This window comes from Bremerella cremea, from assembly GCF_003335505.1.
GTDB classification, from domain to species: domain Bacteria; phylum Planctomycetota; class Planctomycetia; order Pirellulales; family Pirellulaceae; genus Bremerella; species Bremerella cremea_A.
The window spans coordinates 285,801-310,596 of sequence record NZ_QPEX01000030.1; the positions used below are offsets into that span (position 1 = coordinate 285,801).

Consider the following 24,796-nt stretch of genomic DNA (forward strand, 5'->3'; position numbering starts at 1 on the left):
AGATGGGAAATGTTGACTAGCGAAGCTACCAAAAGAATTCTCGTTGCCGACGACGAGCCTTTATTTTTGATTACTACCGGCGAACTGCTGAAGAAGGCTGGCTTCGAGTGTCGCTGTGCCTCGGATGCTGAAACGGCACTGAAGTACCTGGCGAGTGAAAGATTCGACCTGATTCTTTCCGATTTGAATGTGCCAGGGAATCTCAAGCTAGAGCTGCTACGCGAGGGGCGCGAGAAGTGGCCTGAGATTCCCTTGGTTGTCGTGACCGGCGTGCCTTCTTTGCCGACGGCGATCGAAAGTGTTCGCCTGGGGATTTCCGATTACCTTCTCAAGCCGGTAAAGTTTGACGACTTGATTGCGAGTATTCAGCGTATTTTGCGGCCAGAGAATACATCTCAGGCATTAAACACGAGCGGTGAACGCAAAGCACTTTTGGAAGCCTTTCCCGATATCATCACCCAGGGTGAAGCGATGCTGGAGGTGCTAGAGGTGATCGATCGGGTTGCTCCCACCAACACGAATGTCTTGATCACCGGAGAGAGTGGGACAGGCAAGGAAGTGGTCGCACGCGCGATTCATGAACGCAGTTCTCGGCGCGATTATCCATTTCAGGTGATCGATTGTACTTCCATTCCCGAGAGCTTATTCGAGTCGATCGTGTTTGGGCATCGCAAGGGTTCTTTCACCGGAGCGGTAGCCAATCAAGAAGGGCTGTTAGAGCGTAGCCAGCATGGGACGGTCTTCTTTGATGAACTGGGCGAGCTACCGCTTCTTTCTCAAGCCAAATTGCTTCGCGCAGTTCAAGAACGATCTTACACGCCGGTAGGAGATACCACGCCTATTCAATTTGATGCACGCTTTATTTGTGCTACCAATCGAGCACTAGAGTCCGAGGTCCTGGCCGGGAGATTTCGCCGCGACCTATTCTATCGCCTGGGGGTCGTCAATTTAGAATTACCACCTCTGCGTGAGCGTGGCGAGGATGTGATCTTGCTTGCGCATCATTTTCTAGAAAAGTTGCGAAATAGCGACAGCGGGCCGACTCGGTTCTCTACGCCAGTTCTCGAGCGTTTTCGAGAATATGGTTGGCCTGGCAATATCCGTGAATTGCGAAACGTCGTTGAGAGAACGATTGCGCTGGCACGAAACGACCAAATCGAGACCGAAGATCTTCCTCGGGCTTTGCAAGAGAAGCAAGCGGGGCGTTTGGTGGAAAGCGAAGTCGGCGAAATTTCACGAGAAACGGCGTTGGATAGTGCCGACTACAAATACTTGACGTTGTTGCTTACCAAGCACAACGGCAATGTTTCTCACGCTGCTGAGCAAGCTGGTATTTCGCGTCAGGGGATTCATAAGCTGCTAAAGAAGCATGGGATTTCGGCTGCCAATTTTCGAGCTTAGTTAGCCGTCATCTTTTCTTGTCACTGACGCCTAAGATTGGCGTTTTTCTTCTGCTGCGAGCGAGTGCTGAATTGCTCTCAATCGCGAAAATACAGGGTTCCACGAGTTAAACGAATTCCACCGGCAGCTATTCTCGGTTGGTCCGGTAATTGCAAATGAGCAAGGAAGGGGAACGTCGGGGCTTTGTCGGCACACGATCTGCCAAAACAAAAGTGATGCCGAGCAAGCGACTTCCTTTCATCTCGAAATGCTATAAATGCTCAGGAACAATGTTGTGGCAAGCAAGAAGAAAAACAATAAGAAGATCGTTTTGACCGCCGGCGATTATCGTCGACTTGTCTCCCTTTTGAACGATAGTTTTGCATTAGCCATAGCCGACAAGCCCTACTTAAAGAACCTGCGTAGCGAACTTGATGCCGCCGAAATCGTCGATGCGCGTCTTATCCCTAAGGATGTCGTCACGATGAATTCAACGGTACACCTGCGCGAGTTAAGCTCGAATGAACTCGATACCTTCACGCTCGTCTTCCCCAAGGATGCCAATATTGTTGAAGGCAAGCTATCGGTACTTGCGCCAGTTGGGACAGCCATTCTCGGTCAAAAAATCGGCGATGTCGTGACCTGGCCGGCTCTTAGCGGAAGGGTGAAAGTTGAAATTGAAGAAGTGATTGTGCCAGAGGTTCAAAGCGAGATAACCACCTGGCTATAGGTTCTGCCAGGAAACTTGCTCGTTGCCGTTTATTGCTGCTTAAGCACTTAACTCAATGCTGCTAGATTCCAATTTGCCACGAATCAAAGGCTTCCGTTGGTCGCCCTTGTTGGATTGGCGGCGCAGTCGTCAATATATAGAGTTTGAGAGACGAACTTCGTTATTTCTTTAATTGGCTGAGTGGTTGATTTCGGTTGCTGCTTCTTCGCCAGCATCACGCATTTTGATTAAGGCAGTTGCCGCGTTGTATCGCGAAACGACTCCTGGATGTGGATAGATACCACCTCCAATAATCAGCACCACAATCGTCAAGATCATCACGCGTTCAGAGGGACGACACACAAGCGACACGGTCGATACATGGCGTGTGCCGGTGAAAACGTGAAAGTACGCTTTGACGACGGCAATGCCATTCAATGCTGCCGCAAGCACAACGGCGAAGCCGATCATGGGGTAGACATCTACGGCCCCCTCGACCAGCAGTTCCGTACCGATGAAACCAATCGTGCCGGGGAAGCCAATCGAAGCCAAGCCGGTTAGCAAGAACATGTTGGCGAGAAACGGCGTGTGTTCGTACAGCCCGTGAAAGCCGTCGAGTGAAAGCCGACCGGTTCGGGCTTCAACTGACCTTAAGGCCAGCCCGAATCCCAGTTGTGAGATTCCCACGGAAAACCAAACGCACAAAGCACCAGTGAGCCCGATCGGGGTCGCCATTTCCAGGCCGACCAGAACAAGCGAGGAATGACTCAAGAATAGGTAGCAAAAGAAACGGCGAGATTCGTGTTGAACCAGAGCCATGCCGGCAGCATAGACGGCCGTGATTAGGGACAAAATCGCAATGCTTTGCAATGCCCAAGTTGGTGCAATCGGGAACACTAGCCGCATAATCGCATAGGTGCCGGCCATCGGCGTGACAAACAGCAGGGCCGTGCCGAACGTCGCCTTCTCGAATAAGTCGGTCATCCAGCAGTGCAGGGGGCAGATTCCGCTACGAATCAAGGCCCCAGCTGTCAGCAGGCATCCGGCCAAAATAGGCGGATTACTGGCAGAAGCCCCGGGTCCCGCTAGCCATTGACCCAATATCAGCAAAGCCAAGCATAGGCCCATGTGGAGCTCGTAGACTCGCGTTGACTGGCGACGCTTACGCAACTCGATCCAGGGAGGAATGACACCCACGGCGAGGAGCAAAATAATGAGCCATGGTTCGTGACAGCCCAGGGTGGCAAGCAGCACCGCTTCTGAAAACAGCGTCCATTTGAACGAAAAGCGATTAACCTTCGTGCGAAGGGTAGTCAGGACGGTTGCTAAATAAAGCAACGCTGCAAGTGGTATGAGTGGGGCGCTAAACTCGTCAACAACAAAAAAGCTGTTGAGATTGAAGAGGCGAAAGAGGGGGCCTTGGTCTTGTAACGGGAAGGAAGGCAGCAATGCGAAATCTGCCCATTCGCCACAAGCCAGCAACAAGGTGACGCTGCAGATTACAACGCTGAGCAGCTTGGCACGCTCGCTGTCTTTCATCCAAGAGGCGATGATCGCGCCAATTAGCGGCAGCAATATCGACAAGCCCAACCAGGGTAAGTGAATTTCAGGCATCACGTGATGTCCTCCAGTGAATCTCCGTAAGGAGCCAGGCCATCAGACTCTCGTGAGTTACCGCCAGAAAGGAGATTGGTCCAGCGTTTCTCTAAAGCATCGCAGAAACGAAAGATGCTCAGGAATGGAAAGATAATCCAACGATTCAACAACGCATCGAGAAAGCCACGTTCCATCGCAAATCGATATAACCAAATCTTACTGGGCACCAACGGCTTGGAGGTGCCGGATGTATCAACGCCCAGGTGCGTTCCCACAGCGTTTTCCAGCATGCGGAAGTCCTTCAGGACGGAAGGTGACCGCAATAGTTGTAAGGTTCTTAGGCAGGCATGCCCAATCATATGAATCAAGGCGATATAGTGCAGGCCGAAACCAATTTCGACCGTAATGATCCCGACTTGGGTTAGCGAAGCAAAGGCCAGGGCGTTCTTCACATCGCATTGGGCGCGGGAGGCAATCGCTCCAAAGATCGCCGAGGCCAGTCCCAGTAACACCACCATAATTCGCAGAGGCAGCGAGACTTCTAGCAGTGGACTGACTCGCAATAAGAGGAACACACCCAGGTGAACGGATAACGCTCCGTAGAACACCGCACTCGATGGTGTTGGCCCTTCCATTGCCCGAGGGATCCAGCCGGAAAAGGGGACCATGCCGGATTTGCCTGCTGCTGCCAGAAGCAAGAGAAGACCAACCACTAAGGCTGACGTCGAGTCGATCGCTGCCACTCCGTATGGCCAGGGACCAGAGCCCATCAAGCCATCGAAATCGCCCGCACCGGTTAAGTGATGCAATGCTAACGCCGCTATTAGGAAAGCAGCATCCGCGATGCGGTAGGTAGCCCAAACTCGCAGGCCGTTACGAACAGGACCAGGACGCTCGTGGAAATAGGCGACCAGAAGTGCCGACGACAGGCCGACCAGTTCCCACCCAAAAAACAACGTTTCGATGGTGCCCGCCAACGAGGAAACCACCATACCCAAAAGAAACAATGCATAGAGTAGGAAGAAGCGTCGATAACCGCGGTCTCGATGAAGGTAAACCGCTGCGAAGGCTCCGACGGTTCCGCAGAGTAAAAACGACAAAATCACAAAGGGAACCGAAAGGCGATCAAAAACAAATTTCAAATGGAAATGAAAGTGTTCTTGAGGGATGGCTACCCAGTTGCCGAATTCGATCGGAACGTGGCGTAATCCGAAGGTTAGCATTACACCAAGAATACCTACCGAGGCCATAAACCCGGCCACGACGGCAGTCTTGGTTAACGTCGCTTGAACGCCTTCGCCAAGGTGAAACCCAAGCAAGAGCGGCAGGCCTAGCGCACTGAATAAGACGGCTGGGCTGGCGACGACGACCACGCCGAGAATGTGTAGCAATAATTCGATGGTCATCACGGCTCCGTTGTTTCCGCGATCGCAAAAAATTGCACGTTATCTCTAGATCCTTGATAACATGCCAAAGACGAAGATGCTAAAGGGAGAAAAGTACCCCCGAAGTCGTAAGGCTCGAAACGACCATTGCGATAAATTTGCACGGCAGAGTTTTCGGGGTCGATCACTGCCAGGTGAAGCCAACCACCGCGACATAATCGCCCGATAGTCTCGTTGCGTTCCATAATGGAAAGCATGGCTTCCGGGGTTGTTTCGATAACAAATAGCATCCGAAGAGGATCGTGAATCTCGACCATTTGCTGGTAAAGGCCCGTCCTTAGGTCACTCGCAGTTCCTTCCATGACGCCCAGCATCGACACAATGTTGTGCGGCAACTTCGATCCAGAACCATAAACAATATGGTCAACTCGCGAAAAGTAGTATTCCAGATTGATGCCGGCACAAACAGGAATCGCCGCTGCCAATATACGGGCAAGGATGGCGTGCTCTTCGTTGTCTTGGAAGGGATCGTAAGAAGTAAGAAATGCCCGGCGGTCAAGGAATAGTCCGCGTGACCATGCACGTCGCCCAACTACGCAGATTGCATTGGTTGCGTGGTTGTATTCAGGACGAGCCTGCGAGATGTCTTGGGCGCGTCCTTCGACATGACGAAGTGCTTCTCTGGGGGAAATGGAAAGGGGGGCCGAAGCAAAACGTCGGCAGCGCTCATGGGCATTGCGTTGGCGCGCCTCTTCGATCGCTGCGTGGGCCGTCTCGAAATCTTTACGGTGCGACGCAGGCAACTGGTCGAGGTCAAAGAACCTGACCGAATCGTCGCAAGTGTTGTGGTAGGCACCCACAAAAACGGTATCGTTGGGAATGGTGATGCCAGACTCTTTAACCTTGGCACGGACCCGCCAATCGTTGGCCATTTTAGCGAATGCCCTGGCATTCGGACCGCCACGTTTACCGGCACATGCCCCGCAGCAGTAGGCCGATTCGTGAGGGTTATTCAAGCTCGACGAGCCGTGACCACAAACAACAAAGAGGCGAGAAAATGCTTGCGGGCTAGTAAGGCCGATGTCTTGCAACAGACGTACGACCACCGCAGCCATTTCGTCGCAGGTAAACCCGACGTGTCCGTTATCGGGACCAGGGGCGTCTTGATAGCGTTCCAGTTGAAGCGTTGTGACGGGCGGTGGTTGTACCAAGGCCCCGAATCTTCTGCGGATACGAGACGTTAAATGGGGAAAGAGCACGCTGGCCACCAGGGGAACCGTCGCCAACGTCCCAACAATACCTGCCAGAATTCCGCCTAAGAAGGTTCGGCTGCGCGTGTTAAACACGTGACTTGCTAACCCCAGTCGTCGCCGCAACTCGGCCCGCTCGCGATGCATCCCTTCAAAGGTATAGCCAACGTCCTCTTGAACGTAGTGGCTAGGGGTAATCACATTGGGGCACAACGGTTGGTAGAAGCTATCGGCTGCTCCTCGATAATACATGGCCACCGCAAAGAAGCCTGCCGCACCAAACGTCTCGCATTCGGGGTGGGCTTCTTCTAAGTGCCGCCGGAACGATTCTTCTCGGTCGTCGATACAGGTCAGGATTTGGAAATCGGGACGTTGTAACTTGTGTTCTCTTGCTATCTGCTGCTGGTTCTTAGTGTGATTAACAAAAGCATCCAAGGCTTCGCGACGGTATTTTCGTTCAAACGCTTCGTGGTACGTGCGACGACGTTCGATAGGAGAAAAACCATCCGCTTCATCCAACAGCTCTTGCCATTGCGAACTGTTCAGTTCGTGAAGCTGCAGCGGTTGCCAGCCCAGTGTCTGGGCAACCTGAAACAAAAGGAATGCTCTGCGTTCCACGCTTAAGGGGTGCAGTGTCGTTTGTTTCGTGCGAGCGAATTGCAGCACGTCGATAACTTCGCTGCGTTTGCCCATTTCCTCCAAGCCAATGCTGGCGATGGCAAAACGTTCGAGAATGAGCTTAATGGCCAACAGACCTAGCAAAGAGTCTGGGGCGATAGGATGAACGACTGGTCCAGCCCCTGATTCCAGTTGCCAGACGATTCCTGCCCAGCCACGCAGGCTAAGCAGCGTTTGCGTAATGAACTCTTCCCGATCATGCTCCGCAATTCCGAGCTTACCCAGCGATTCCTCGATTGATGCTTCAGGCGTAATGCCGGAATGCTGCAAGCGACGCAACTCGGCGGGAAGTCCCTGTAGCCAAAGGTCGGCTAACCAATTCTCTTGGGAATACAGAGTCAGAAACGCTTGATAGAAGCCTTGGTCGCGACATGGCAGCTCCCAATCGGAATACCCTTGGTCGACGTAGGCCGCGCAAAACCGGATTAACAGGTCGTGGACGTTGCGATCAATATCCTCGCCCAGTGAATTTAACAACAAGTCGCGTGGACGTATGTAATGATGGGTGACTTGTTTGGGGGTAATCGACCGAATTCCGTTGCAGCAGATTCTCCAAAGCAGGTGCAGCGAAAACTTTTCCCAGGCGGCATCATTCCATGCCTGAGGATTGCGGCCAAGTCTCGCTAGCACGCCATCCATATCTGCATAAGCTGCGGTCTGCTCGTGGTGCAACCATTGCCGTGCCCCGGCGAGGATCCGGTCGCGATGATCTTGGGAGACCTCAGCGCGAAATCGTTCGAGCGTATCGGTTTCGGCCAGGATCCATTGCAGCTCTGCATCCGAGCCGACGTGGACTGGATGACGAAGCATCGCCAGGCGAATTTGCTCGCGCGTTCCCAGGCCGTTAATTCGCTCTTGGTTATGTTCGCCCAGGTTCTCTCTTAAGACTGCCTGAAGGTCTTCAGCCGTGATACGGCCACCTTTCAGCAACTGGCGATACTCTTGCTCAGGTAAATAGGGTTGAGCTCCGTATCGTTCCAGGCCTTCTTTGACCGCCTGATGAAAGTTCTGGTTTTCGAACGCATGCAGTGTATTGTGGTGAACGAATACTTCGATTGGCCCTTGAGAGGGCAAAAGGTGCGCAGCGTGCTGCACCAAGGCGCGTATTCCTTCTGGCCCGGAATGATCTTTAACCGCAGTAGCCGTAGAGTCCGTAGTGTGTTCCAAGAGTAAATCGAGCCTGGGCTTACATGCAGAGTACGAGGGAAGAATCAGTATCCATGCTTCCATAAGGGGGGCATGAAAGGTTGTGCGTCAGCGCCCCTGATATGCAAGTGTTGTACCACACCTGCGCCGAACTTTTGTTTTCAAGGTGTCAAGTGCGCGTTATCCCTAATCGGCATTTGAAATTCGGACAAATGCCTTTCGTTCTCAAAAATTCAGTAAATGGTGAGGACAGAACACCAGGGGATGAATAGAATCATGGTGATGTCTGCTACGCAGAATATTGCAGATGCTGTGCAATTATTTGCACTTTTTGCTTTGAAGCACCTAAGGAACGACTGATGCAGCGGCTAGTTCAGGGAATCCATCGCTTTCAACGTGAGCAATTCAGTCATGATCAGAAGCTCTTTGAGACACTAGTCGAAGGGCAGCACCCTTTGGCCTTGTTTATTACCTGTTCCGATTCTCGAATCGACCCGAGTCGCCTCACGCAGACCAATCCTGGTGAGCTGTTCATTCAGAGAACGGCGGGGAATATCGTGCCTCCTTATGGGGCGGTTCTCGGCGGCGAGGCGGCCACGATTGAATATGCGGTGTCTGCCTTAAAAGTCCGCGACATTATCATCTGCGGCCACTCGCACTGTGGGGCAATGTCTGGCCTGTTATCGCCGGAAATGATTGAGAATATGCCTGCCGTGCGGGCCTATCTGCAGCACGCGGAAGCTACCCGGCGGATTGTCGAGGAAAACTATGCTCACCTGTCCGATCCGGCCCAACGGCTGACTCTGACGGTAGAAGAGAATGTTTTGGTGCAATTAGAAAGCCTGAGAACCCACCCGTCTGTCGCTGCAGCGATTGGGCGTGGAGACGTAAAGCTTCATGGCTGGGTTTATAAGTTTGAGACCGGGGATGTCTTTGCTTTTGACCCCGATCAAAATCAGTTTCTTTCTCTCCAAGATGCGGCTTCCCCGGTCAACGAATTGCAACGCAGCTTGCCGCCAATCTGACGTACTCGAATAGTCGTTTCAAGCGTTCCGCCAGCAAGACCGCTGCGTGACGCTCGGGAATTGATCATAATGATCGAAACGCTATTTATTGAGGTTTTGCTCTAGCTCTCCCCATGTTTCGAACACAGCCAGCCCGTGCAGGAAATGGTTTCCGACTTCCGATTGCCGGGCTGTTGCTACTTAGTTTGGCCGCTCTCGTAATCACTCTCTGGACCGTGCCTGACTTTTGGCGGGAACAGGACATTGTCGAGGAGTTAACTCTTAAGCTGCCCCGTGATTCAACGGCTACCGCCAAAGAGTTAGCCGTTGAATTAGGATGGCAGTTTCGGCTTTCCATTCTGGTGGTGATTAACCTAATCGGTACCGGCCTAACGCTGATTCTGCTTTCTCGTGCTTACAGCTCGTCTCAAGAGTCCTTGCGAGATCTTAAAGCCCTGGCGGGGGATATTTTAAGTAGCATGGATCAGGCCGTCATCACGACCGATTGCAAGGGCTACGTCACCAGTATCAACCGGCAAGGGATGGAATTGTTGGGGGTGAAGCCAGACTGCGTCGATAAGCATGTCAAAACGTTGTCCACAGCGATTGCCCTGGATCGTTTTTTGACGGACTGGCAAGCGGACGATTCGGTGTTGCTGACACGCGATTTTCACTCGAGCACCAATGGAAGAACCGTCCGGGCAACTTGCCAAACCTTGAATAACTTTGAAGGAGAGAAAATCGGGCAGGTCTTGCAGCTTCTCGACGTGACCGAACGGGTTTTGATCGAAGAGCGGATGCGGCGAATGGAACGCTACATGGGGCTCGGTTCCTTGGCGGCGGGACTCCATCACGAAATCCGCAACCCGCTGGCAGCCGTATCGTTGCATGTACAACTCTTGGAAGAGCAACTTGAGGAAAGTCAAGTTTCCGAGGAAGTTCAACAGATGCTGGCCGTTATCAAGGCAGAAATGACACGCATCGGAGGGGTGTTAGAGAGCTTTCGCGATTTCGCATCGATGGACAAGTTGAACCTAGAGCCGATCAATCTGGCGCGTCTCATTCAACGGCAGGTCGATTTGGCGATTCCTCAAGCTAGGCAGCAAGGAATTGTGGTTCGGTGTGTTCTGCCGCAGCCTCCTTTGCCAAAAATAACGGCAGACCTTGTCCGAATGGAACAAGCTTTGCTAAATCTTTTCGTCAACGCAATGCAAGCCATGCCCAACGGAGGCGAACTCATCGTTACGGCATCTACGACGCCTGAATTCGTTCGCGTAGAAATATCCGATACAGGAAATGGAATTCCTGAAAAACTCCGCGAACGAGTGTTTGATGCTTATTTCACGACCAAGAGCGAAGGAACCGGGCTGGGGCTTTCCTTGTGTGACAAAATCGTCCGACAGCATAATGGGAATCTGGACTTTCTTAGCAGTAAGGAAGGGACGACTTTTGTGATAACTTTGCCCACTGAACAAGTCTCTTCTCTCTCGGACTAACCCCATGGACGAAGCGTTTCGTATTTTGCTGGTAGACGACGAGCCCAACATTCGTTCTGGCTTGGCCAAAGGGCTTGAAAAAGAAGTCGACGGCATCGATACCGCAAGCAACGTCAATGAGGCGATCGATAAGTTCGACGCGGGCAACTTCCAAATCGTCATTGCTGATGTGCGGTTGCCTGGGGATCGTGACGGATTGGAACTCTTATCGCTGATTCAGCAGCGCAAACCCAATACGACGATGATCATGATTACGGCCCATGGTACCGTCGAAATGGCGGTCGATGCGATGCGCCGTGGGGCATTCGACTTCATTACCAAGCCGGTCGATCTGAATTTAATCCGGCAGCAGATCGCCAAAGCGGTAGAACATCATCGCTTGCTGACGGAAAATCGTTTCCTGAAAGACCGCTTAGCCAAAGCAGGCGAGTTGCCGAATATCATCGGCAATTGTCGGGCCCTCAGCGAAGTGCTGCTGCAAATCCGACAAGTTGCCGATACCGATGCTACGGTGCTGATTCATGGTGAAAGTGGCACCGGCAAAGAATTGCTGGCGAAAGCCATTCACGATTTGAGTAAGCGCTCGACTTTTCCCTTTGTGCCCATCAACTTGGGTGCGTTGCCAGTGAACTTACTGGAAAGTGAATTGTTTGGTCACGAAAAAGGTGCCTTTACAGGAGCGTTTCGCCAGAAGCCTGGCTGTTTCGAGCAGTCGATGCGAGGAACTCTTTTCCTGGACGAGATTACTGAAATTCCGATGAAGTGCCAGGTCGATCTGTTGCGTGTGCTCGAAACCGGGCAGTTCACAAGGGTAGGGGGGGAGGGGATCTTTTCGTCTGATGCTCGTATCGTGTCGGCAACCAACCGAGACATTCCACAGCTTGTGGAAGAGGGGGCTTTTCGTGAGGATCTTTATTACCGGCTCAACATTGTTCCCATTGAAGTGCCTCCGTTGCGACAGCGGCGTGAGGACATTCCTCTTTTAGTCGAACACTTCTTGAATCACTTTTGCACACGTCATCAGAGGCAGCTAAAAACCCTAGATAATGACGCAATGCAAGTGCTGATGTCGGCGAGTTGGCCAGGCAATGTTCGTCAGCTTCGAAACGTGATTGAGCGATTGGTGGTTACCGTCAACAAAGAGACGATTACCGCCAACAGCTTGCCTGCGGAACTAAGTTCGGGGGGGGCTAAGGTTTCCCCAAGTGAGATTCGTTCGTTGGCGGAGGTAACCGAGTTAGCCGAAAAAGAAGCGATCTTAGCTTCCCTGGCAGCCAACGATTTTCATCGCGAGCAGACTGCCCGTGTGCTAGGAGTCAGCGTGCGGACGCTGCACTACAAGATGAGCCGTTACGGTTTGCATTAGGCATCTGTTGGTCGCCCCTGTTGGATTGGCGACGCTTTTGTCAATCGTCAGCGTGATAGATCCTCGCACGCTGAGTTTGAAGGAGACACCTTTGTCGGCGAAGGTCTCAACCGTCGAGCCTTGGGTAGCTCTAAGGCATTTTTGCCTGTCGGTAGACCTTGTCGATCAAATCGTACTTCTCAGGCCAGATTTGGCTTACGGGTCTGAGGTCGAGTTCGACCAAGCGTTTGGCGGCTTTAAGTCCAGACTCTTCGTCTTCCCATTTGGCGGCTAGCAACAGAGTTTGATTGATGGCGAAGGCATCTTCGGTGGTTTCGGTAATCGCCAACATTCCTTTCATGATCCGCTCGCGTGAGAAATCGGTTTCGGTATCGATATCGTCCCAGCTGACGAAACGGGAAACGTGTTGAGCGATGCGGGCGTACATGATGTCACCTTCGACGCCTCCTAGTTTGTCGGCGGTGAAGCGGGCCAGATAGCCAGTTTCGCCTGGTCGGCCGCCCCAACGCGGAAGGCGGGCGACCGCTTCTTCAGCGAACGTGCGATGGTAGTTGGGGTATTTCTCGAAAGCCTGACGCAGGTATTTGTTCACCTCTTCCCGTTCCCACTGTAAGTTCTTACCGGCAATAATCGCACAGGTATACGCTTCCGCCGGAACGTCTTGTTGGTCGAACACCGGTGCCACGACTTCCCATGATTTTTCCATGTTGTCGTAGAAGGCTTCCCAGGCATCTTCCGGCACGCTATTGGCGTAGCCTCCGCCACGAATTCGGTAGCCATCGGCCAGGTACAAGCGGAACAAGACGATACGCATGAACTGGGAGTTGTCGGGGTTTTCTTCAATCCATTTATGCAGGGATGGATATGGCTGATCTTCGTCGCTCCCTTTCAGTCTCGGGGCGATTGCTTGCACCGATCGCATCAGGAACGTGTAGGGCGTTTCGTGTTCTTTGTCTTCGAAGTGATCGACACGTCCGTTCCACTGCTGGGCGATCATTTCCAACGCATCGAATCGTTGACGAAAACTTTCGTTGGAAACAGAAACCGAGAGCCTACTGATCCCTGATGTGGTATCAAGATAGGCATCCCAGCGAGTCACGTGCCCTTCCGGGGTGATGGTGACCAGTGTTTCGCCGTTGGGCAAAATTTGGGTATGTTCAGGAGGAAGTTCCGCTGGCAGTTCGACAAACTTGGCCGGACGTCCAAAGGATGTCTCTCGTACTTCAAGTCGCTTGTCGGTCAGTGTCCAGATCCAATTGTTGTAGTCGACTAAAGCTGCATCATAAAGTGTTTCGGCAATATCGATCTGCTTAAAAGTGGGTTCGTATTTGTCTTCCCCTTTGTAATAAAGGATTACCCAAGCAAGTTGATGAGGGCCTCCGACCATGAAATTGTCGTTTGCCGAATCGATGAATTGCGGCGGTTCTAGTTCCAGGTGATTTTCTGAACGCTCGTGACCGTCGTAGTAAACATCGGTGACTTTGTTCTCTGGGCCGACGTGAACTTTCCACCACGGTTCTTGCCTGCCACCGGCCGCGATCAAACTTTGAACGACGGTATCTTCGGTGGGGCCAGGATCGAACCCTTTGGATTTACCAAACGCATCCACTTCGAACGACTTGCCGAACTGATCGATGGCGATGACACGGTTTTGATCTGCTGAGAGGCGTACCATTGCGATGGGAGTTTTAAACGCATCGTAGCGGATCAACGGTTTCGTTTTCGGGGGGACGTAAACTTCAATTAGACCTGAGGGATATCCAATCACAACCGAATTGCCGTTGTCTGAGATGGTGATCTCCGAATCAGGCGACGCTTGCTCTGGCAGGATACGGGCGATCTGCTCGCCAGTCTTCAAATTCCACGTTACCAAGGCCCCCTCGGTGTCGAGAACTAGCAGCGTACTGCCATCTTTGGAAATCGACGTCTTGGAAACCGCAGGGCCGCTTAAATCGAATTCGTTGGCCTTATGTATTTGCGGCGGCCGCTTGCGATGGGCCAGTTTCGCCCAAGACTCGACAAGTTTTTCCGCAGGTGGTTTTGGGGGCTGGGGCTGGTCTTGGGCGAATGCAGAAATGCCGCTTGCCAATAAAACAAACAAGCACGCCAGACGGAAGCAGAGCGAATTAAAACGCATGAAGTCAAATTCCCTGAGAACCAGCAAGATGAGCAGCGGCAATAGGCACGCTAGCAATGGACTTTTAATTCTACCTTCCGGTCTCGTCTTCACGAGCCTGTTTCAAGGAAAGTGCGCGATTTGTAAGTTATGAAAAAAAACGGGTAATTATGCGTTTCTAGAGACGTTGTTTGGCGGCTTCCCGGTAGGAAATTGACTCTAGCAATTGCGTCAGCTTCGAGGTTTGCCACAGCAGAAGGAGTGCGGAATCAAACGTCTTACCGGATACAGCACACCTGGCAGGGAATCGGCGCGTCAATCGCAATAACGTAGCTGATCCTAGAAATTCAACAGGCTACTAAACTCTAATGAGTTCATGTGCACGACACACATTGGTAAAGAAACGAGGCAACCTCTTGGAGACAGGCTGAAGTCCCATTGCCTTTCACCGTAGACCGATTAAATCAGTTGCTTTTTCAAGGTAGCATCAGCTTTCCAGAGCCATCGCCCGAGGCGTCAGGCGATGAATAATCCCCTCCATAAAGCTGCTTGTAAAATCGCGAACCAGTGACGTCTTTTCCGCGTCTACACGATCAGGTAAACTAACGCTTTACGCTTTGGAAGCTCCGCAAAAGCATTTCCAAAGATACAAAGAGTGATTCCAGTATCAAGCGTAAAATTCACACCATAAGCCATTGCAATTAAACGGCTTAGGTGCCTCGGGGTGTGGCTCAGCCTGGTAGAGCGCTGCGTTCGGGACGCAGAGGTCGCACGTTCAAATCGTGTCACCCCGACTTCAAAAACGCCGGAAAAACCAGTGTTTTCTACGACTTCCTAGAAATGGGAAATGGACTGGTGGGCAGAGAAATAGAGTGGTTTTCACTCATTAACTCTGCCCTTATCTCTGCCCATTAGCATACCGACGTAATTTCTAGGCTGGTACCCGTTTTCTGCAGATCCGCTTAAAATAGGTTCTGAATCACAAACGGGAAGGTGGGTAAGGAAGTCTTTCGCCAAACCTTACGCTTCTATCGCTCAAATGACCCTGTACTGAATTAGTCTTCTGCACGGGAGTTGTTCGATGGAATGGCTAGAGCGAGATAAAGAGGCGGGATGCTGTCCCCCCAAAGATTTGATCCGTTGTGCCCAGATAGTCACCGACCAACTTGGACTCAATCCTCCAAAATGGGTTTCTAAAAATACCCTTGCCTTCGGAGGAGAAGGCGTATGCTTCAACGTTCTCTTTCAGTCCAGGCAATACGTTCTGTCTTACCGTTCCGGCCAATCCACGAGTAGCATGCGTCTTCACGATATGAACGTCCCGTTGCTGCGGGCTTCCGTCCTGACATCCCTACCCGTAAAGCCTTGATTACGCGTCTTAATCTTGATCTACGCCGCCATGTGATCCGTGTAAGGAACCTTGGTCTACGAGTGTGTACCATGTGCCCTTTCGGCTCTTAGCAATTGCAAGTCCAATTGTCGCTAGGATAGGCTTCAACTGGGTTGCCGTAGCCCTCAAACTACTCTTTGTATTCGCAACTTCCCCAACATCGTAGACAAATGGAATCAGTTGGTCACGCGACATTCCTTTCTCACCAGCTTGCCACAGTTTATACAGAATCGCCTTTCGACGTTTCTTATCCGAGATTTTGAAGTTCAAGGGTACGTGTTTCCCATCGATTTCTCGAGTGACCTCTCCCTCATCCTGATCCGGCGACGGAACGACCATGTTTAAGTAGTAAGCCTTGAAATCCGGACCTCTTTCCGGTCCACGCTCTGACTTATTGCGTAAGATACAACGCTGATACGCATCATCGATCTCAGCCTTAAGTTGCAAGAATAAATCCTGCGAGTCGAGATGCGCTGACATCAGTTGGTCCAAAAACCAGATCCTTAAGTGCTCGCCTTGCAGACGGACAAGATCCAGTGTGGAGAGATCTAATTTCTTGTTCTCAGGCGAACTGGCGATCTCGTCGGCTCCCCGCAGTGCCTCCATTCGATACGCTTCTAGCTGGCTTAATTCCCGTAAGGCATCCTCAGATGCATTCTCGCGGCAGGTCGGCCAGCTTCGCACTAGATTTGCGAAAATGCGGGCAATCGCAGGTCGATCCCGCGAGGTAAGACTCATTCCGGAAACTTTCTAATTCGTAAGTTCTAACGACCCCGCGTATCCTCGCCCCGATCCCGACCGGGTGAGTTCTTATCTGCTGCCGTGGGCTTGCAGGCCTCGCCAATATATGACGAGACCATGTCAATCAGTGTTAGTAAATCACGAACATCTCGATCGAACGCCCCGTGCTCGTCGGTTACCTGTAAATTCGAGATTGTTTTTTTCCACGCGAGAGCCTTATTGATCATTAGAATCTCTAGGTTCCTCAAGCTCCGAAAGTCTTCACTTTCAATGAACTGCACAGCAAATCCGTTGATCTGATATGCCCGCCAGGATTCTTCGTCCGTTGGTTCCTCCGGTCCCGCTGCTTCGAGATTGTCGGGGCGATCCTTGGGGTGAATCGATCGATAGAAAATCCAGCTCAGCGGACACTCAAGATCCTTATTGAATTCTGTTACGAATTCAACTCGCCGAGCATATCCAGGCGTTGAAGCTTGCTGCTCGAGCTCGTCAGGCGAATAAACTTCTTCCATCAGTGACACTTGCCAAGAATCCTCCTCATTGTCAACAAAATCCATACTCGGAGGATCAATCCGCAAGTCTCGTGAAGATTCGCTTTCGATACCCCTTCTCTCCCCTTCTAATATTTCGTCCTGTTGGGCGAATTCTTGTGACGGAAGGTAGCGACATTCGACAATGAACTCTCCCTTTTTCTGCCCAGATGGAAGATAGATTTCGTGATTCGCTTCATCCGGCCCGACAATGGCTGCCGCACAGCCGCTCAGACTAGCGAGCAAAGTACCTAGATCCGGCGGTTGTTTGCCCCGTATGAGAACTTCGATTTCCCCGGGAAAGCCCGCGGAAACAGATCGAGTCGCATTGAAGTGTTTCAGGGCAATATTTAAGACGACTTTGGGCTCCTCATCCTCACTCAGAGCAATTTCCAATTCACCGCTATTCAAGACCACCATCTTGGCCTGAAAAACGATGTCCAGCGTCTCGGCGATACTACGAAGATCGATCGTCATGGTTCAAACACTGTAGGCGAATTCAAGTGCGGACGCACCGAGCAAGGCCTGATCGAATGTCCCACCGACTCCGATCTCGACCGCAGTTTCCTCATAATACTGCCGTATTGAGATCAATTCGAGCGTCCGGGGGTCCAATTCCAGTGTTAGGTTTTCGGCATATCGAATATCCAGCTCGAACCGAGTAAGGCTTATCAGAAGCGTTTGAGACATGTGGTCGCGGTAAAGTTCCGAGTTTTCTTCTTCGGCTAATACTGGAATAACGCCGTTCATCAGGGCAGCATCATCTTGGGGACTCAGGATCGTTCGTCCGGAAGAAGACTTTCGGCACCGGGCCATTGTCCATCGGTGCTCGTGATAGGCTCGGAGCTGATGTTGAAAATCTGCATGCGACAGGCGAATTTCGTGACAAACACATACGATTCGAGGCATGTCACCGCCGACAATTCTTTGATCGCGAAACGATTTCCAATGGAGACGCGATAAATCAAAGCGGACGCGTGTCCCCAGTTCCGACTCTTGCCCCGGAGAGCCACCACAAGTTCCCATGAAGAAAGTATCTAGAAATTTATGGGCTTGCAGAATAACGTTCGTTTCACGAAAACGATTTGCCTTCGTACGTCGAGCATAAACAAGGGAAAACGTCCCGAATTCTCGATCGCGATTTCCGAAGAAGCGATTCACGATCTCCTCTAATGCGGACCTCTGAGGTCCCATCCAACTATTTCTCCAAGGTTCTGGCAGACGATCGTGCATCGCTTCGATGTCGCTCAGCACATTGCTTCTAATCAAACTGAATCGGCGGCGGGACGCAATCAAATCACTTCTTCCAGCTTGTCTCACCAGCAGATTGCACGGGATCTTAAGCCCTCGGCCATCCTCATCGACGAGCACGGGGCCTTCCTGAAGGTCCAAAACCTTCGGCGGGATTTCTCGATATTCGCCAAGCTCATCGAAAATGCTGGTGATGCTCTGCAGCGAGTGGCTGCCGACCGAAGACCAGTTCGCCGAATGCCTCATTGATCCCTCCCTTCAATTTAAACGTCGACCTTTTTTGGCCTCGCAAAAGAAACCTTGCGCGATTCCTTTCTCCCCGCCACTCAGAATCCTATTCAGCATCTTGGACGGATGACACGTCCAGGACTTTGGGTTCATTTCGACTGTATTAACGATGGGGAGTTGATCAGTGAATCACAATCCTTTTACCCAGACGGGTCGTTTGGCCTCGGGAGCATTCGCTCCCGAAGATCTCTATGCACTCCTGTATTGCCTCGCCCTTCGCTCGGGGCTGAGCGAGGCGGACGCTCTGGATGTGGTCCAGACCGTTTATCTCCAATATTACATTTGGAAATCGAAAGGGGGAACGATCAACTCTTCGATCGCTGGCTATCTAACCAAGATTCTACGGAACGAGCTTACCAATCGTGCCCGATCTCCTCGGCTTAACATCAGTGACTTTCCAGCGGACATGGTTGCCGCTCCGGAAAGGGAACTGCCCCAAGGACCTCCTGCTGAAAAGCTCTTCGCGATCACTCGCTCGTTTCTGTTCGGACTCAATCGACTCGACCGTCGAATCGTGATCCTGCGGTTTCGAGGCAACAGCTTTCGCCAGATTGCCCGTCATCGCCGGATTGAATTCTCGGACAAAACGGTCAAGCGGCGATTCGACGAGGCCATTGGTCGTCTGGGGCTGCTCGTCAAGCAAGCTCAGTAGCTCAATTCTCTCAATCCGAACGACGTATTCCGACTTTCGTTGCGGATTTCTCAGGATCTGAGATCCGCAATGCTCGGCAAGTCCTGTCTTGCAGTTTGAACCGTTTGGTTGGCCTGGCTGAAGCCGGGTCAACTCCTTCCTTTCGTTCCATTTTTTGGAGACTCTCTCATGGTATCTCTGTCGCGTTTTTCTGTCCCCGTTTTGATGGCCGTGCTTGCCGTCCAGGCATGCCAGGCCCAAAGCCCTCCGTCGTCGAAACCTGCTCCGCGTGGTCCGCAAACCGAAGAGGAACGGGCGTGGGCGAAAGTCGTGCCCGCTCTCAAGCAGGCACATCAGAAGCGGGTTGCCGCTGCGGATCTCCTCTTGAACCAGTTGCGATCGTCGGCAGCCGATCTCGCGACCAAGAGTGGCCGAGACGCGTTTACGGATGCCGCCCTGGGGCTGAAGTCTAAGCACCTTATGCTGACGGATTCTAACGGCCACCGAACCTGGCTGCGGCAACTCTATGTCGACCAGGTCCTTCCGGTGGATCATTTACAGCAGCAGGTGAAGGTCACCTCCGAAGCCCTAACGCAAGTGCTCGCACAGATCGATCACGACCTAGTGGTGGAGCAGATGCTGGACGTGGAAGAAATCCCCCTCAAATTTCGTCCCGTACCGCTTGATCTCGCACGCTTCCAGCAAGCTGTGGACCATGAAATCGATTCGATGATGCCTGCCGTCATGGAATCGACGACACGTCAATTAACTGCTTTCGCGGCGGGGGCCGTCGGTGGCACCGTTGCTGGAAGTGCCGCCCGAGAAGCCATGCGTGACGAGCAAGGCAACGTTTCACTCTTCGGCGAACTGTTCTCGCTGGCTGTCGGCTTCGGGGCGGATATGGCGGTAGACCACGCCATGAACGAAGCTCTCGAAACTCGCAAACATCTTAGCGATGAACTCCAGAGGAGCACGAATCGACTGCTCGTCACTTGCCTGGGAAACGGAGCCCCAACCGACGTATTAATCGGCGAAATGGTCAAGTCGATCCGTCAACAAGAAGTCGCGATGGCCGCACTTTTTATCCGCGATCTGGACGTGGATATGGACTGGGCAGTTGCTTATTACGACCACGTTTCTATCGAACCTCAAAAGTAGGAGAGTCCCCATGAAAAGTCTTATCGTCGCAATCTTCGTGCTGTATTCCCTCCTGGCATCGGGCTGCCCGGCAATGGCCGGCCCTTTGTCGGGGGCCGTGAAGACCGGAGCCAAGGTTCTCACGGGTAAGGCAGCATCAGCCGCCACCAAGCAAGCGGTTCAGCAGGCCGGTAAACAGGCGACGGCCGCTCTCGCACGCGAGACCGCCGAAGCAGCCGCCCGTCAAACGGCCATTCGCTTGACGCGAATGCTGGGAGACGACGCCGCACGGATCGTGCGGTCCGTCGCCGGGAAGGCCGTCACGCTGGCGGATGATGTCGCCATGGCCACCTCGAAGGTCTCCGCCCAGAATGGGCGGAGACTGGAGATGCTTGTACCTGTGCTCAAAAAACAAGGCAAGCTGGCTGAGGTGACCACTTTGGTCAACAAGAGCCCCAAGCCGGATGAGCTCCTCGAAATGATCTGGAAGCACCGGGAGAAGATCGCCGCAGGTGCGGCGATCACTGCCCTGGTGGTTCACGGGGATGACATCGCGAAGGCAGCCGCTGAGCACGTCGCTCGCCCTGTCATTGAATCGAGTATGCAACATGTCGTGGCCCCGGTCGTTGCTCGCACGAGTATCTGGGGGATGGGCCTGTTTCTGTTAGCGATCCCCGTGTCACTCTCGATCGCCTTGGCGGTCTGGTGCAGGTCAAGTCAGTTTGCCCGCTGCGTGAAATGGCTCGAGTTGGCCTGGCGGAGGATCACTTCTTAACTTCCTCGATTTCTCAAGAAAAGTAAGGAATGACGTCATGATTGTTAAACCCGAAAACGTGCCCGCCGCCACACCCACGTGGCGGCGGGTTTCTCTTTCTCAGATCGACTTGATGGAGAATCGACGTCCGCTAGATGAAGAGAATCTCCAGCGGCTCGAACCAAGCATCGCAGAGAACGGGGTCTTGCAACCTGTTGGTCTCGTTGCCGTCGGTAACCGCTTTTTGCTTTGTATCGGCAATCATCGCCACGAAGTAACCAAGCGACTGGGACACACGGAAATTGATGCTCTCGTTTGGCCCGAGGGTACACCACCCGAGCAAATGCTCGTCTTTTCCCTACACGAGAACCATCTCCGAAAGGACGAGTCTGTAGAAGATACCTTTAAGCGAGTCACGGAACTGGCTCGTTATCATCGGTGCAATTTTACAGAAGCCGCGGTCCACGCATGCGTTACTCCGGGGACCCTGAGCAAGATCCGCAAATCAGTTGGGAAGCTCTGCCCAGAGGCGTTGCAAGTGGCCCGCGAGAACAAAATCGGTGTCGCTATCACCTACGAAGTTGCTCGCCGAGCCAAGACAGAAGACGAGCAGACAACCTGGTTGAAGGAACATGCGGCCGGTCGGATGTCACGGGACGCGATCATCAAGATATCGGGCGGCAAAAAGTCGAAGGCCCCCAAGGAGGTCACCCTTGAGCTGAAGATGGATCAGGTTGCGTTTCAACTGACCTTCCCTCGGACGGTCTCCTACGAGGAGTTGTTCGACGCCATCGCCAAACTCAAGGCGGGAATTCAAGTTCACGCCAAGCAGAACCTCCCCATCCACTTGCTTGCGGAGGTAATGGCATGAACTGGTTTGGCTTCACGTTCTGGAAAGCCCGAGATTCGCTCGACTTACTTGGCATCTCGTTGGAGGACGTGTGCTCCCATATCTTCGCGATTGGCGGCACGGGAAGCGGCAAGACATCCGTTCTAAAGATTCTCCTCCGCGACATTCTTCGTCGCGGAGGGCCGAACATTGGCTGCCTGTGGTGTTGCGTCAAACCGGACGAGGCGGCCAACGCGTGCCGTGTCATTGAACTCGCCGGAGCCCAGGATCGGTTGTTGATCTTGGTGCCCGGCGAATTCACCTACAACTTCCTCTCTTTCGAACTGACTCGCCAAAATGGCTCGCCTACAACGGCCACCCAGCTCTTGCAGGACCTTAACAATCAACTCAGTCAATCTAAAGGAGAACATCAAGACAGTTTCTGGGCCAACTTGTATGCCATGCTACTCACCTGCTGCATTACCATCGCTTGGCTGTCCAAACGAGAAAAGGTAACCATCGAAGATGTTTACCGCGTGATGCTCTCTCTACCGGCGGCATTCGCTCAAGTGGCTTCAACCGAATTTCAGTCGAGTTCGTACGCTTTTCAACTGCTCCAACTGGCGGAGAATGGAATTCGAAATGCGGGGGAAATGCGGCAATACAAACAGTCCGCTTCCTTTTTGCTGTCCGAGTTCATTCAAATTGGCTCGAAGGCACGTGGGGCGGCGATCAGTGAAGGCTCGGCGGTGCTCGTGCCCTTTCTCAACTCGCCCATGTACGAGACCGTTTGTGCCGAACATTCCACGTTCTCTCCTGAGATGGCTCTGGACGGGGCATGTGTTGTTCTTGCGGCCCCCATCATGTCGCACGGTCCCGCGGGGATGCTCCTACAAAGCATCGTGACAACCCAGTTGAGCGAGGCGGCTCTCCGCCGCTTGAATCCGCAGACGACGACCATCGTCGTGCGGGACGAACTCCAGATGCTCATCAACAATCCTGCCAAGGAAGCAATGATTCAGTCGGTCTCACGGAGCCAACGCTTGGCGTTTGTGAGTGGCTGCCAAAGCTTACCAACGCTTCAGTCCGCCATGGGCGGAAACCAGGCAGAACAGGAACTTCATTCCGTGTTTGCCAACTATTCGACGAAACTGATTCTCTCCAACCATTGTGCCCGGACCAACGACTACTTCAGTCAAAGCTGGGGGCAGCATCGAGAAGACTTCGTCAGCGTCAGCGAGACGAAGGAAGAGGAGAAGTTCGACCTGCTTAATTTCTTGATGGGAAATGATCGATTTCTATTTTCTGTCTCCGAACAGATGGCTCCTCGTTGTCCTCCTGAGAGGTTTCTATCACTTCGTCGCGGAGGGCCACACAACAAACTCCTCGTTGATTTCTTTCTCAGCCAGGCGGGTCGCACCTACGGGCCGCAAGGCGATCCATTCACCTTAAAAACGCTAAGGCAAATCTAGATGACACACTTTGACAATGAACCCGTGCGTCCTGACCGGCCACCTCCGACCAAGCAGCCGGAGGAGTACCACGAAGAAGAGATCCGCAGCATCCGCAATGGAATCGGCGGATTCCTGATCGCCGGGTTCGCGATGGGAAGAACGCTGCAAATTTTCAGCCGCTCTCCTGGCTCGGCCGGTTCCATATTGGTGGCGGCCTGGGCGTTCGCCGTATTTGTGCAGGGTTACTACCTGCATGGGCACACGCAACTGCACGGACGCATCGATGCCATACCGTTTGAACTGCTGATTGCCGCTCAAGTTGTATGGTGGCTCGTGGGGCTAGTTTTAACGTTCGTCCACATTCTCTACCGTACGCAGGCACGGGATAGTGATCTCGGCCGCGGTGTCCTGTCTTGCTACTTTCCTCGGCTTTCGACTACGGCGGCGGGGATAGTATCCGACGTCGGTATTGGACTTGCCCTGGCCGCATTATTGCGGCTTTTTGCTTCGCCTGTTCAGTCCAACTGGTACTTGATCATGGTGGGCTGGATCTTGATCTGCCACTTCGCCTTTTTTCTGCACCAATGGTACCTCAGAAAGAGAGTACATGCCGCCAAATTACGATCGGCCGGGTGGCGAACTGAAGTGCGTGGGAGGCGTCAACTATGAGCAAACAGAAACCCAACGACCACACGAATCAGAAGCCGGAAAAGCCGAAGATCGGCCAAGGGGCAATCGCGGCTCTTGGGCGACAGGGATACAAGGAACTCGGTAGTATTGTTGCCGCATTTCCAGGCCATTCACCTCTTGTGGAAGAGCCGGGGCAACTGGGGCGAGCCACCCAACAATCGATTTCGCGTCAGACCGGGGCTAGTCAGCCCGTCCACTTTTACCAGTCCCAGCCGGAGATCCATTCGACCATGAACACGCCCGAACCGAATCAAGCTGACGTTCAGATGGTGAACGACCAGCAGCCGAGCGTTTTGGATGACCTGGTCCAGCATGCCCAGCAACAGGCGGAGTTCCAAGAACCGGAACAAGAGCAGGAGATGGACCAGTGACGTCTGACTCCCGTCAACACGATACCGATTCCCCGCTCCCCTTTTCGGAGCGGGAGATTCTCCAGCGAAAGTTGGCCGTCTATCGCTATCCCAATTTGATCACGCCAGAAATGTGGCAAGCCTATCAAGCCGCGTTAGCGCGGCAGGAGAATTCAAACGATGACTCGCAAAATCTTCCACTTCCTAACCTTCCTGATATTAGGCCTGTGCCTGATCGTCCTCACGGTTTCTAGCGTGGCACTCGCTTGGCACGGCCTCACATTACCGGCCGGTCATCCGCTTCGAGACGACTGCTTCCTGTTGACGACGATCTTCATGTTTTTCGTTGGTTTCGGTTTCTTCTTTATCGCCGATGCTGGTAGCGGTCGAGCCTACCGACGTCACGTTCATGAAGAAGCCAAGCAGATCATCTACCATCTGTACATTCAGTCGTATCAAAAACGGCAGAACGTCTCCCATCTAAAACCTGTCCCCACAAAAAAGCTCGACATAGACGCGTAAAACAAGTCGGAGCGAAGCTCCGTGTGCCTGTTTCGAGCTTTTGTTTCAAACTGGGATACGGACTGTCATCGAACTGTCACAATTCCGGACTATTGTCATGCCA

21 protein-coding genes and 1 tRNA gene are annotated in these 24,796 nt (G+C 52.7%); 14 read left to right on the forward strand and 8 right to left on the reverse strand.

Features of this window, described 5'->3' with window-relative positions; translation table 11 throughout:
- Nucleotides 1–9: 9 nt before the first annotated feature.
- Nucleotides 10–1,401, forward strand: a complete 1,392-nt coding sequence (locus tag DTL42_RS16005) for a sigma-54-dependent transcriptional regulator (RefSeq protein ID WP_114369728.1) — start codon at nucleotides 10–12, stop codon at nucleotides 1,399–1,401.
- 274 nt (nucleotides 1,402–1,675) lie between these two features.
- Nucleotides 1,676–2,110, forward strand: a complete 435-nt coding sequence (gene rnk / locus DTL42_RS16010) for a nucleoside diphosphate kinase regulator (protein WP_199590154.1) — start codon at nucleotides 1,676–1,678, stop codon at nucleotides 2,108–2,110.
- A gap of 168 nt (nucleotides 2,111–2,278) precedes the next feature.
- Here rnk and DTL42_RS16015 read toward each other — a convergent pair whose 3' ends face one another.
- From DTL42_RS16015 to DTL42_RS16025, 3 genes are read right to left on the reverse strand one after another with little or no spacing between them, the layout of a single operon-like run.
- Complete coding sequence (locus DTL42_RS16015; protein WP_199590155.1) at nucleotides 2,279–3,703, reverse strand: proton-conducting transporter membrane subunit; 1,425 nt, start codon at nucleotides 3,701–3,703, stop codon at nucleotides 2,279–2,281.
- Nucleotides 3,703–5,091 carry a proton-conducting transporter membrane subunit gene (locus DTL42_RS16020; protein ID WP_234824233.1) on the reverse strand — a complete coding sequence of 463 codons (1,389 nt, stop codon included), beginning with the start codon at nucleotides 5,089–5,091 and terminating at the stop codon, nucleotides 3,703–3,705. Before DTL42_RS16020 ends, DTL42_RS16015 begins: the two co-directional genes overlap by 1 nt.
- Nucleotides 5,091–8,093: a DUF2309 domain-containing protein gene (locus tag DTL42_RS16025; protein WP_158545418.1), complete on the reverse strand. Its 3,003-nt coding sequence runs from the start codon at nucleotides 8,091–8,093 to the stop codon at nucleotides 5,091–5,093. The genes DTL42_RS16020 and DTL42_RS16025 overlap by 1 nt, the downstream gene beginning before the upstream one ends.
- 410 nt (nucleotides 8,094–8,503) lie before the next feature.
- Here DTL42_RS16025 and DTL42_RS16030 point away from each other — a divergent pair, with 410 nt between their 5' ends.
- The 3 genes from DTL42_RS16030 (at nucleotide 8,504) to DTL42_RS16040 (ending at nucleotide 12,010) form a co-directional block, all read left to right on the forward strand.
- Nucleotides 8,504–9,169: a carbonic anhydrase gene (locus tag DTL42_RS16030; RefSeq protein ID WP_114369733.1), complete on the forward strand. Its 666-nt coding sequence runs from the start codon at nucleotides 8,504–8,506 to the stop codon at nucleotides 9,167–9,169.
- 113 nt (nucleotides 9,170–9,282) lie between these two features.
- Entirely contained in the window at nucleotides 9,283–10,644 is a 1,362-nt protein-coding gene (locus tag DTL42_RS16035; RefSeq protein WP_114369734.1) for a two-component system sensor histidine kinase NtrB, read from the forward strand.
- Between the two features lie 4 nt (nucleotides 10,645–10,648).
- Nucleotides 10,649–12,010 carry a sigma-54-dependent transcriptional regulator gene (locus DTL42_RS16040; RefSeq protein ID WP_114369735.1) on the forward strand — a complete coding sequence of 454 codons (1,362 nt, stop codon included), beginning with the start codon at nucleotides 10,649–10,651 and terminating at the stop codon, nucleotides 12,008–12,010.
- A gap of 130 nt (nucleotides 12,011–12,140) precedes the next feature.
- On the opposite strand, the gene DTL42_RS16045 is transcribed toward DTL42_RS16040, so the two are convergent.
- Entirely contained in the window at nucleotides 12,141–14,147 is a 2,007-nt protein-coding gene (locus DTL42_RS16045; RefSeq protein WP_114369736.1) for a hypothetical protein, read from the reverse strand.
- 699 nt (nucleotides 14,148–14,846) lie between these two features.
- Here DTL42_RS16045 and DTL42_RS16050 point away from each other — a divergent pair.
- A tRNA-Pro gene (locus DTL42_RS16050) sits at nucleotides 14,847–14,920 on the forward strand.
- Nucleotides 14,921–15,504: 584 nt separating this feature from the next.
- Here DTL42_RS16050 and DTL42_RS16060 read toward each other — a convergent pair.
- Genes DTL42_RS16060 through DTL42_RS16070 form a run of 3 tightly spaced genes read right to left on the reverse strand, consistent with a single transcriptional unit; the run spans nucleotide 15,505 to nucleotide 18,284 of the window.
- The gene (locus DTL42_RS16060; RefSeq protein ID WP_114369738.1) at nucleotides 15,505–16,254 is read right to left on the reverse strand and encodes a hypothetical protein; all 750 of its coding nucleotides are present in this window, start codon (nucleotides 16,252–16,254) and stop codon (nucleotides 15,505–15,507) included.
- 26 nt (nucleotides 16,255–16,280) lie between these two features.
- Nucleotides 16,281–17,264 (reverse strand): hypothetical protein, encoded by a 984-nt coding sequence (locus DTL42_RS16065; RefSeq protein ID WP_114369739.1) that lies wholly within the window; start codon nucleotides 17,262–17,264, stop codon nucleotides 16,281–16,283.
- 3 nt (nucleotides 17,265–17,267) lie between these two features.
- Nucleotides 17,268–18,284 carry a hypothetical protein gene (locus DTL42_RS16070; RefSeq protein WP_114369740.1) on the reverse strand — a complete coding sequence of 339 codons (1,017 nt, stop codon included), beginning with the start codon at nucleotides 18,282–18,284 and terminating at the stop codon, nucleotides 17,268–17,270.
- A gap of 166 nt (nucleotides 18,285–18,450) precedes the next feature.
- Here DTL42_RS16070 and DTL42_RS16075 point away from each other — a divergent pair, with 166 nt between their 5' ends.
- From DTL42_RS16075 to DTL42_RS16110, 8 genes are all read left to right on the forward strand, one after another.
- On the forward strand, nucleotides 18,451–18,978 hold the full coding sequence (locus DTL42_RS16075) for an RNA polymerase sigma factor (protein WP_114369741.1): 528 nt from the start codon (nucleotides 18,451–18,453) through the stop codon (nucleotides 18,976–18,978).
- Between the two features lie 168 nt (nucleotides 18,979–19,146).
- Entirely contained in the window at nucleotides 19,147–20,115 is a 969-nt protein-coding gene (locus tag DTL42_RS16080; RefSeq protein WP_114369742.1) for a hypothetical protein, read from the forward strand.
- Between the two features lie 10 nt (nucleotides 20,116–20,125).
- Entirely contained in the window at nucleotides 20,126–20,869 is a 744-nt protein-coding gene (locus DTL42_RS16085) for a hypothetical protein (RefSeq protein WP_114369743.1), read from the forward strand.
- 37 nt (nucleotides 20,870–20,906) lie between these two features.
- Complete coding sequence (locus DTL42_RS16090; protein WP_114369744.1) at nucleotides 20,907–21,719, forward strand: ParB/RepB/Spo0J family partition protein; 813 nt, start codon at nucleotides 20,907–20,909, stop codon at nucleotides 21,717–21,719.
- Nucleotides 21,716–23,149, forward strand: coding sequence for a TraM recognition domain-containing protein (locus DTL42_RS16095; RefSeq protein ID WP_114369745.1), 1,434 nt, complete (start codon nucleotides 21,716–21,718; stop codon nucleotides 23,147–23,149). Before DTL42_RS16090 ends, DTL42_RS16095 begins: the two co-directional genes overlap by 4 nt.
- Nucleotides 23,150–23,800 (forward strand): hypothetical protein, encoded by a 651-nt coding sequence (locus DTL42_RS16100; protein ID WP_114369746.1) that lies wholly within the window; start codon nucleotides 23,150–23,152, stop codon nucleotides 23,798–23,800. It begins immediately after the preceding gene.
- Nucleotides 23,797–24,192, forward strand: coding sequence for a hypothetical protein (locus DTL42_RS16105; RefSeq protein WP_114369747.1), 396 nt, complete (start codon nucleotides 23,797–23,799; stop codon nucleotides 24,190–24,192). The genes DTL42_RS16100 and DTL42_RS16105 overlap by 4 nt, the downstream gene beginning before the upstream one ends.
- Nucleotides 24,189–24,425: a hypothetical protein gene (locus DTL42_RS16110; protein WP_114369748.1), complete on the forward strand. Its 237-nt coding sequence runs from the start codon at nucleotides 24,189–24,191 to the stop codon at nucleotides 24,423–24,425. The genes DTL42_RS16105 and DTL42_RS16110 overlap by 4 nt, the downstream gene beginning before the upstream one ends.
- A 28-nt stretch (nucleotides 24,426–24,453) precedes the next feature.
- Here DTL42_RS16110 and DTL42_RS16115 read toward each other — a convergent pair whose 3' ends face one another.
- On the reverse strand, nucleotides 24,454–24,609 hold the full coding sequence (locus tag DTL42_RS16115) for a hypothetical protein (protein WP_158545419.1): 156 nt from the start codon (nucleotides 24,607–24,609) through the stop codon (nucleotides 24,454–24,456).
- Between the last annotated feature and the right edge of the window lie 187 nt (nucleotides 24,610–24,796).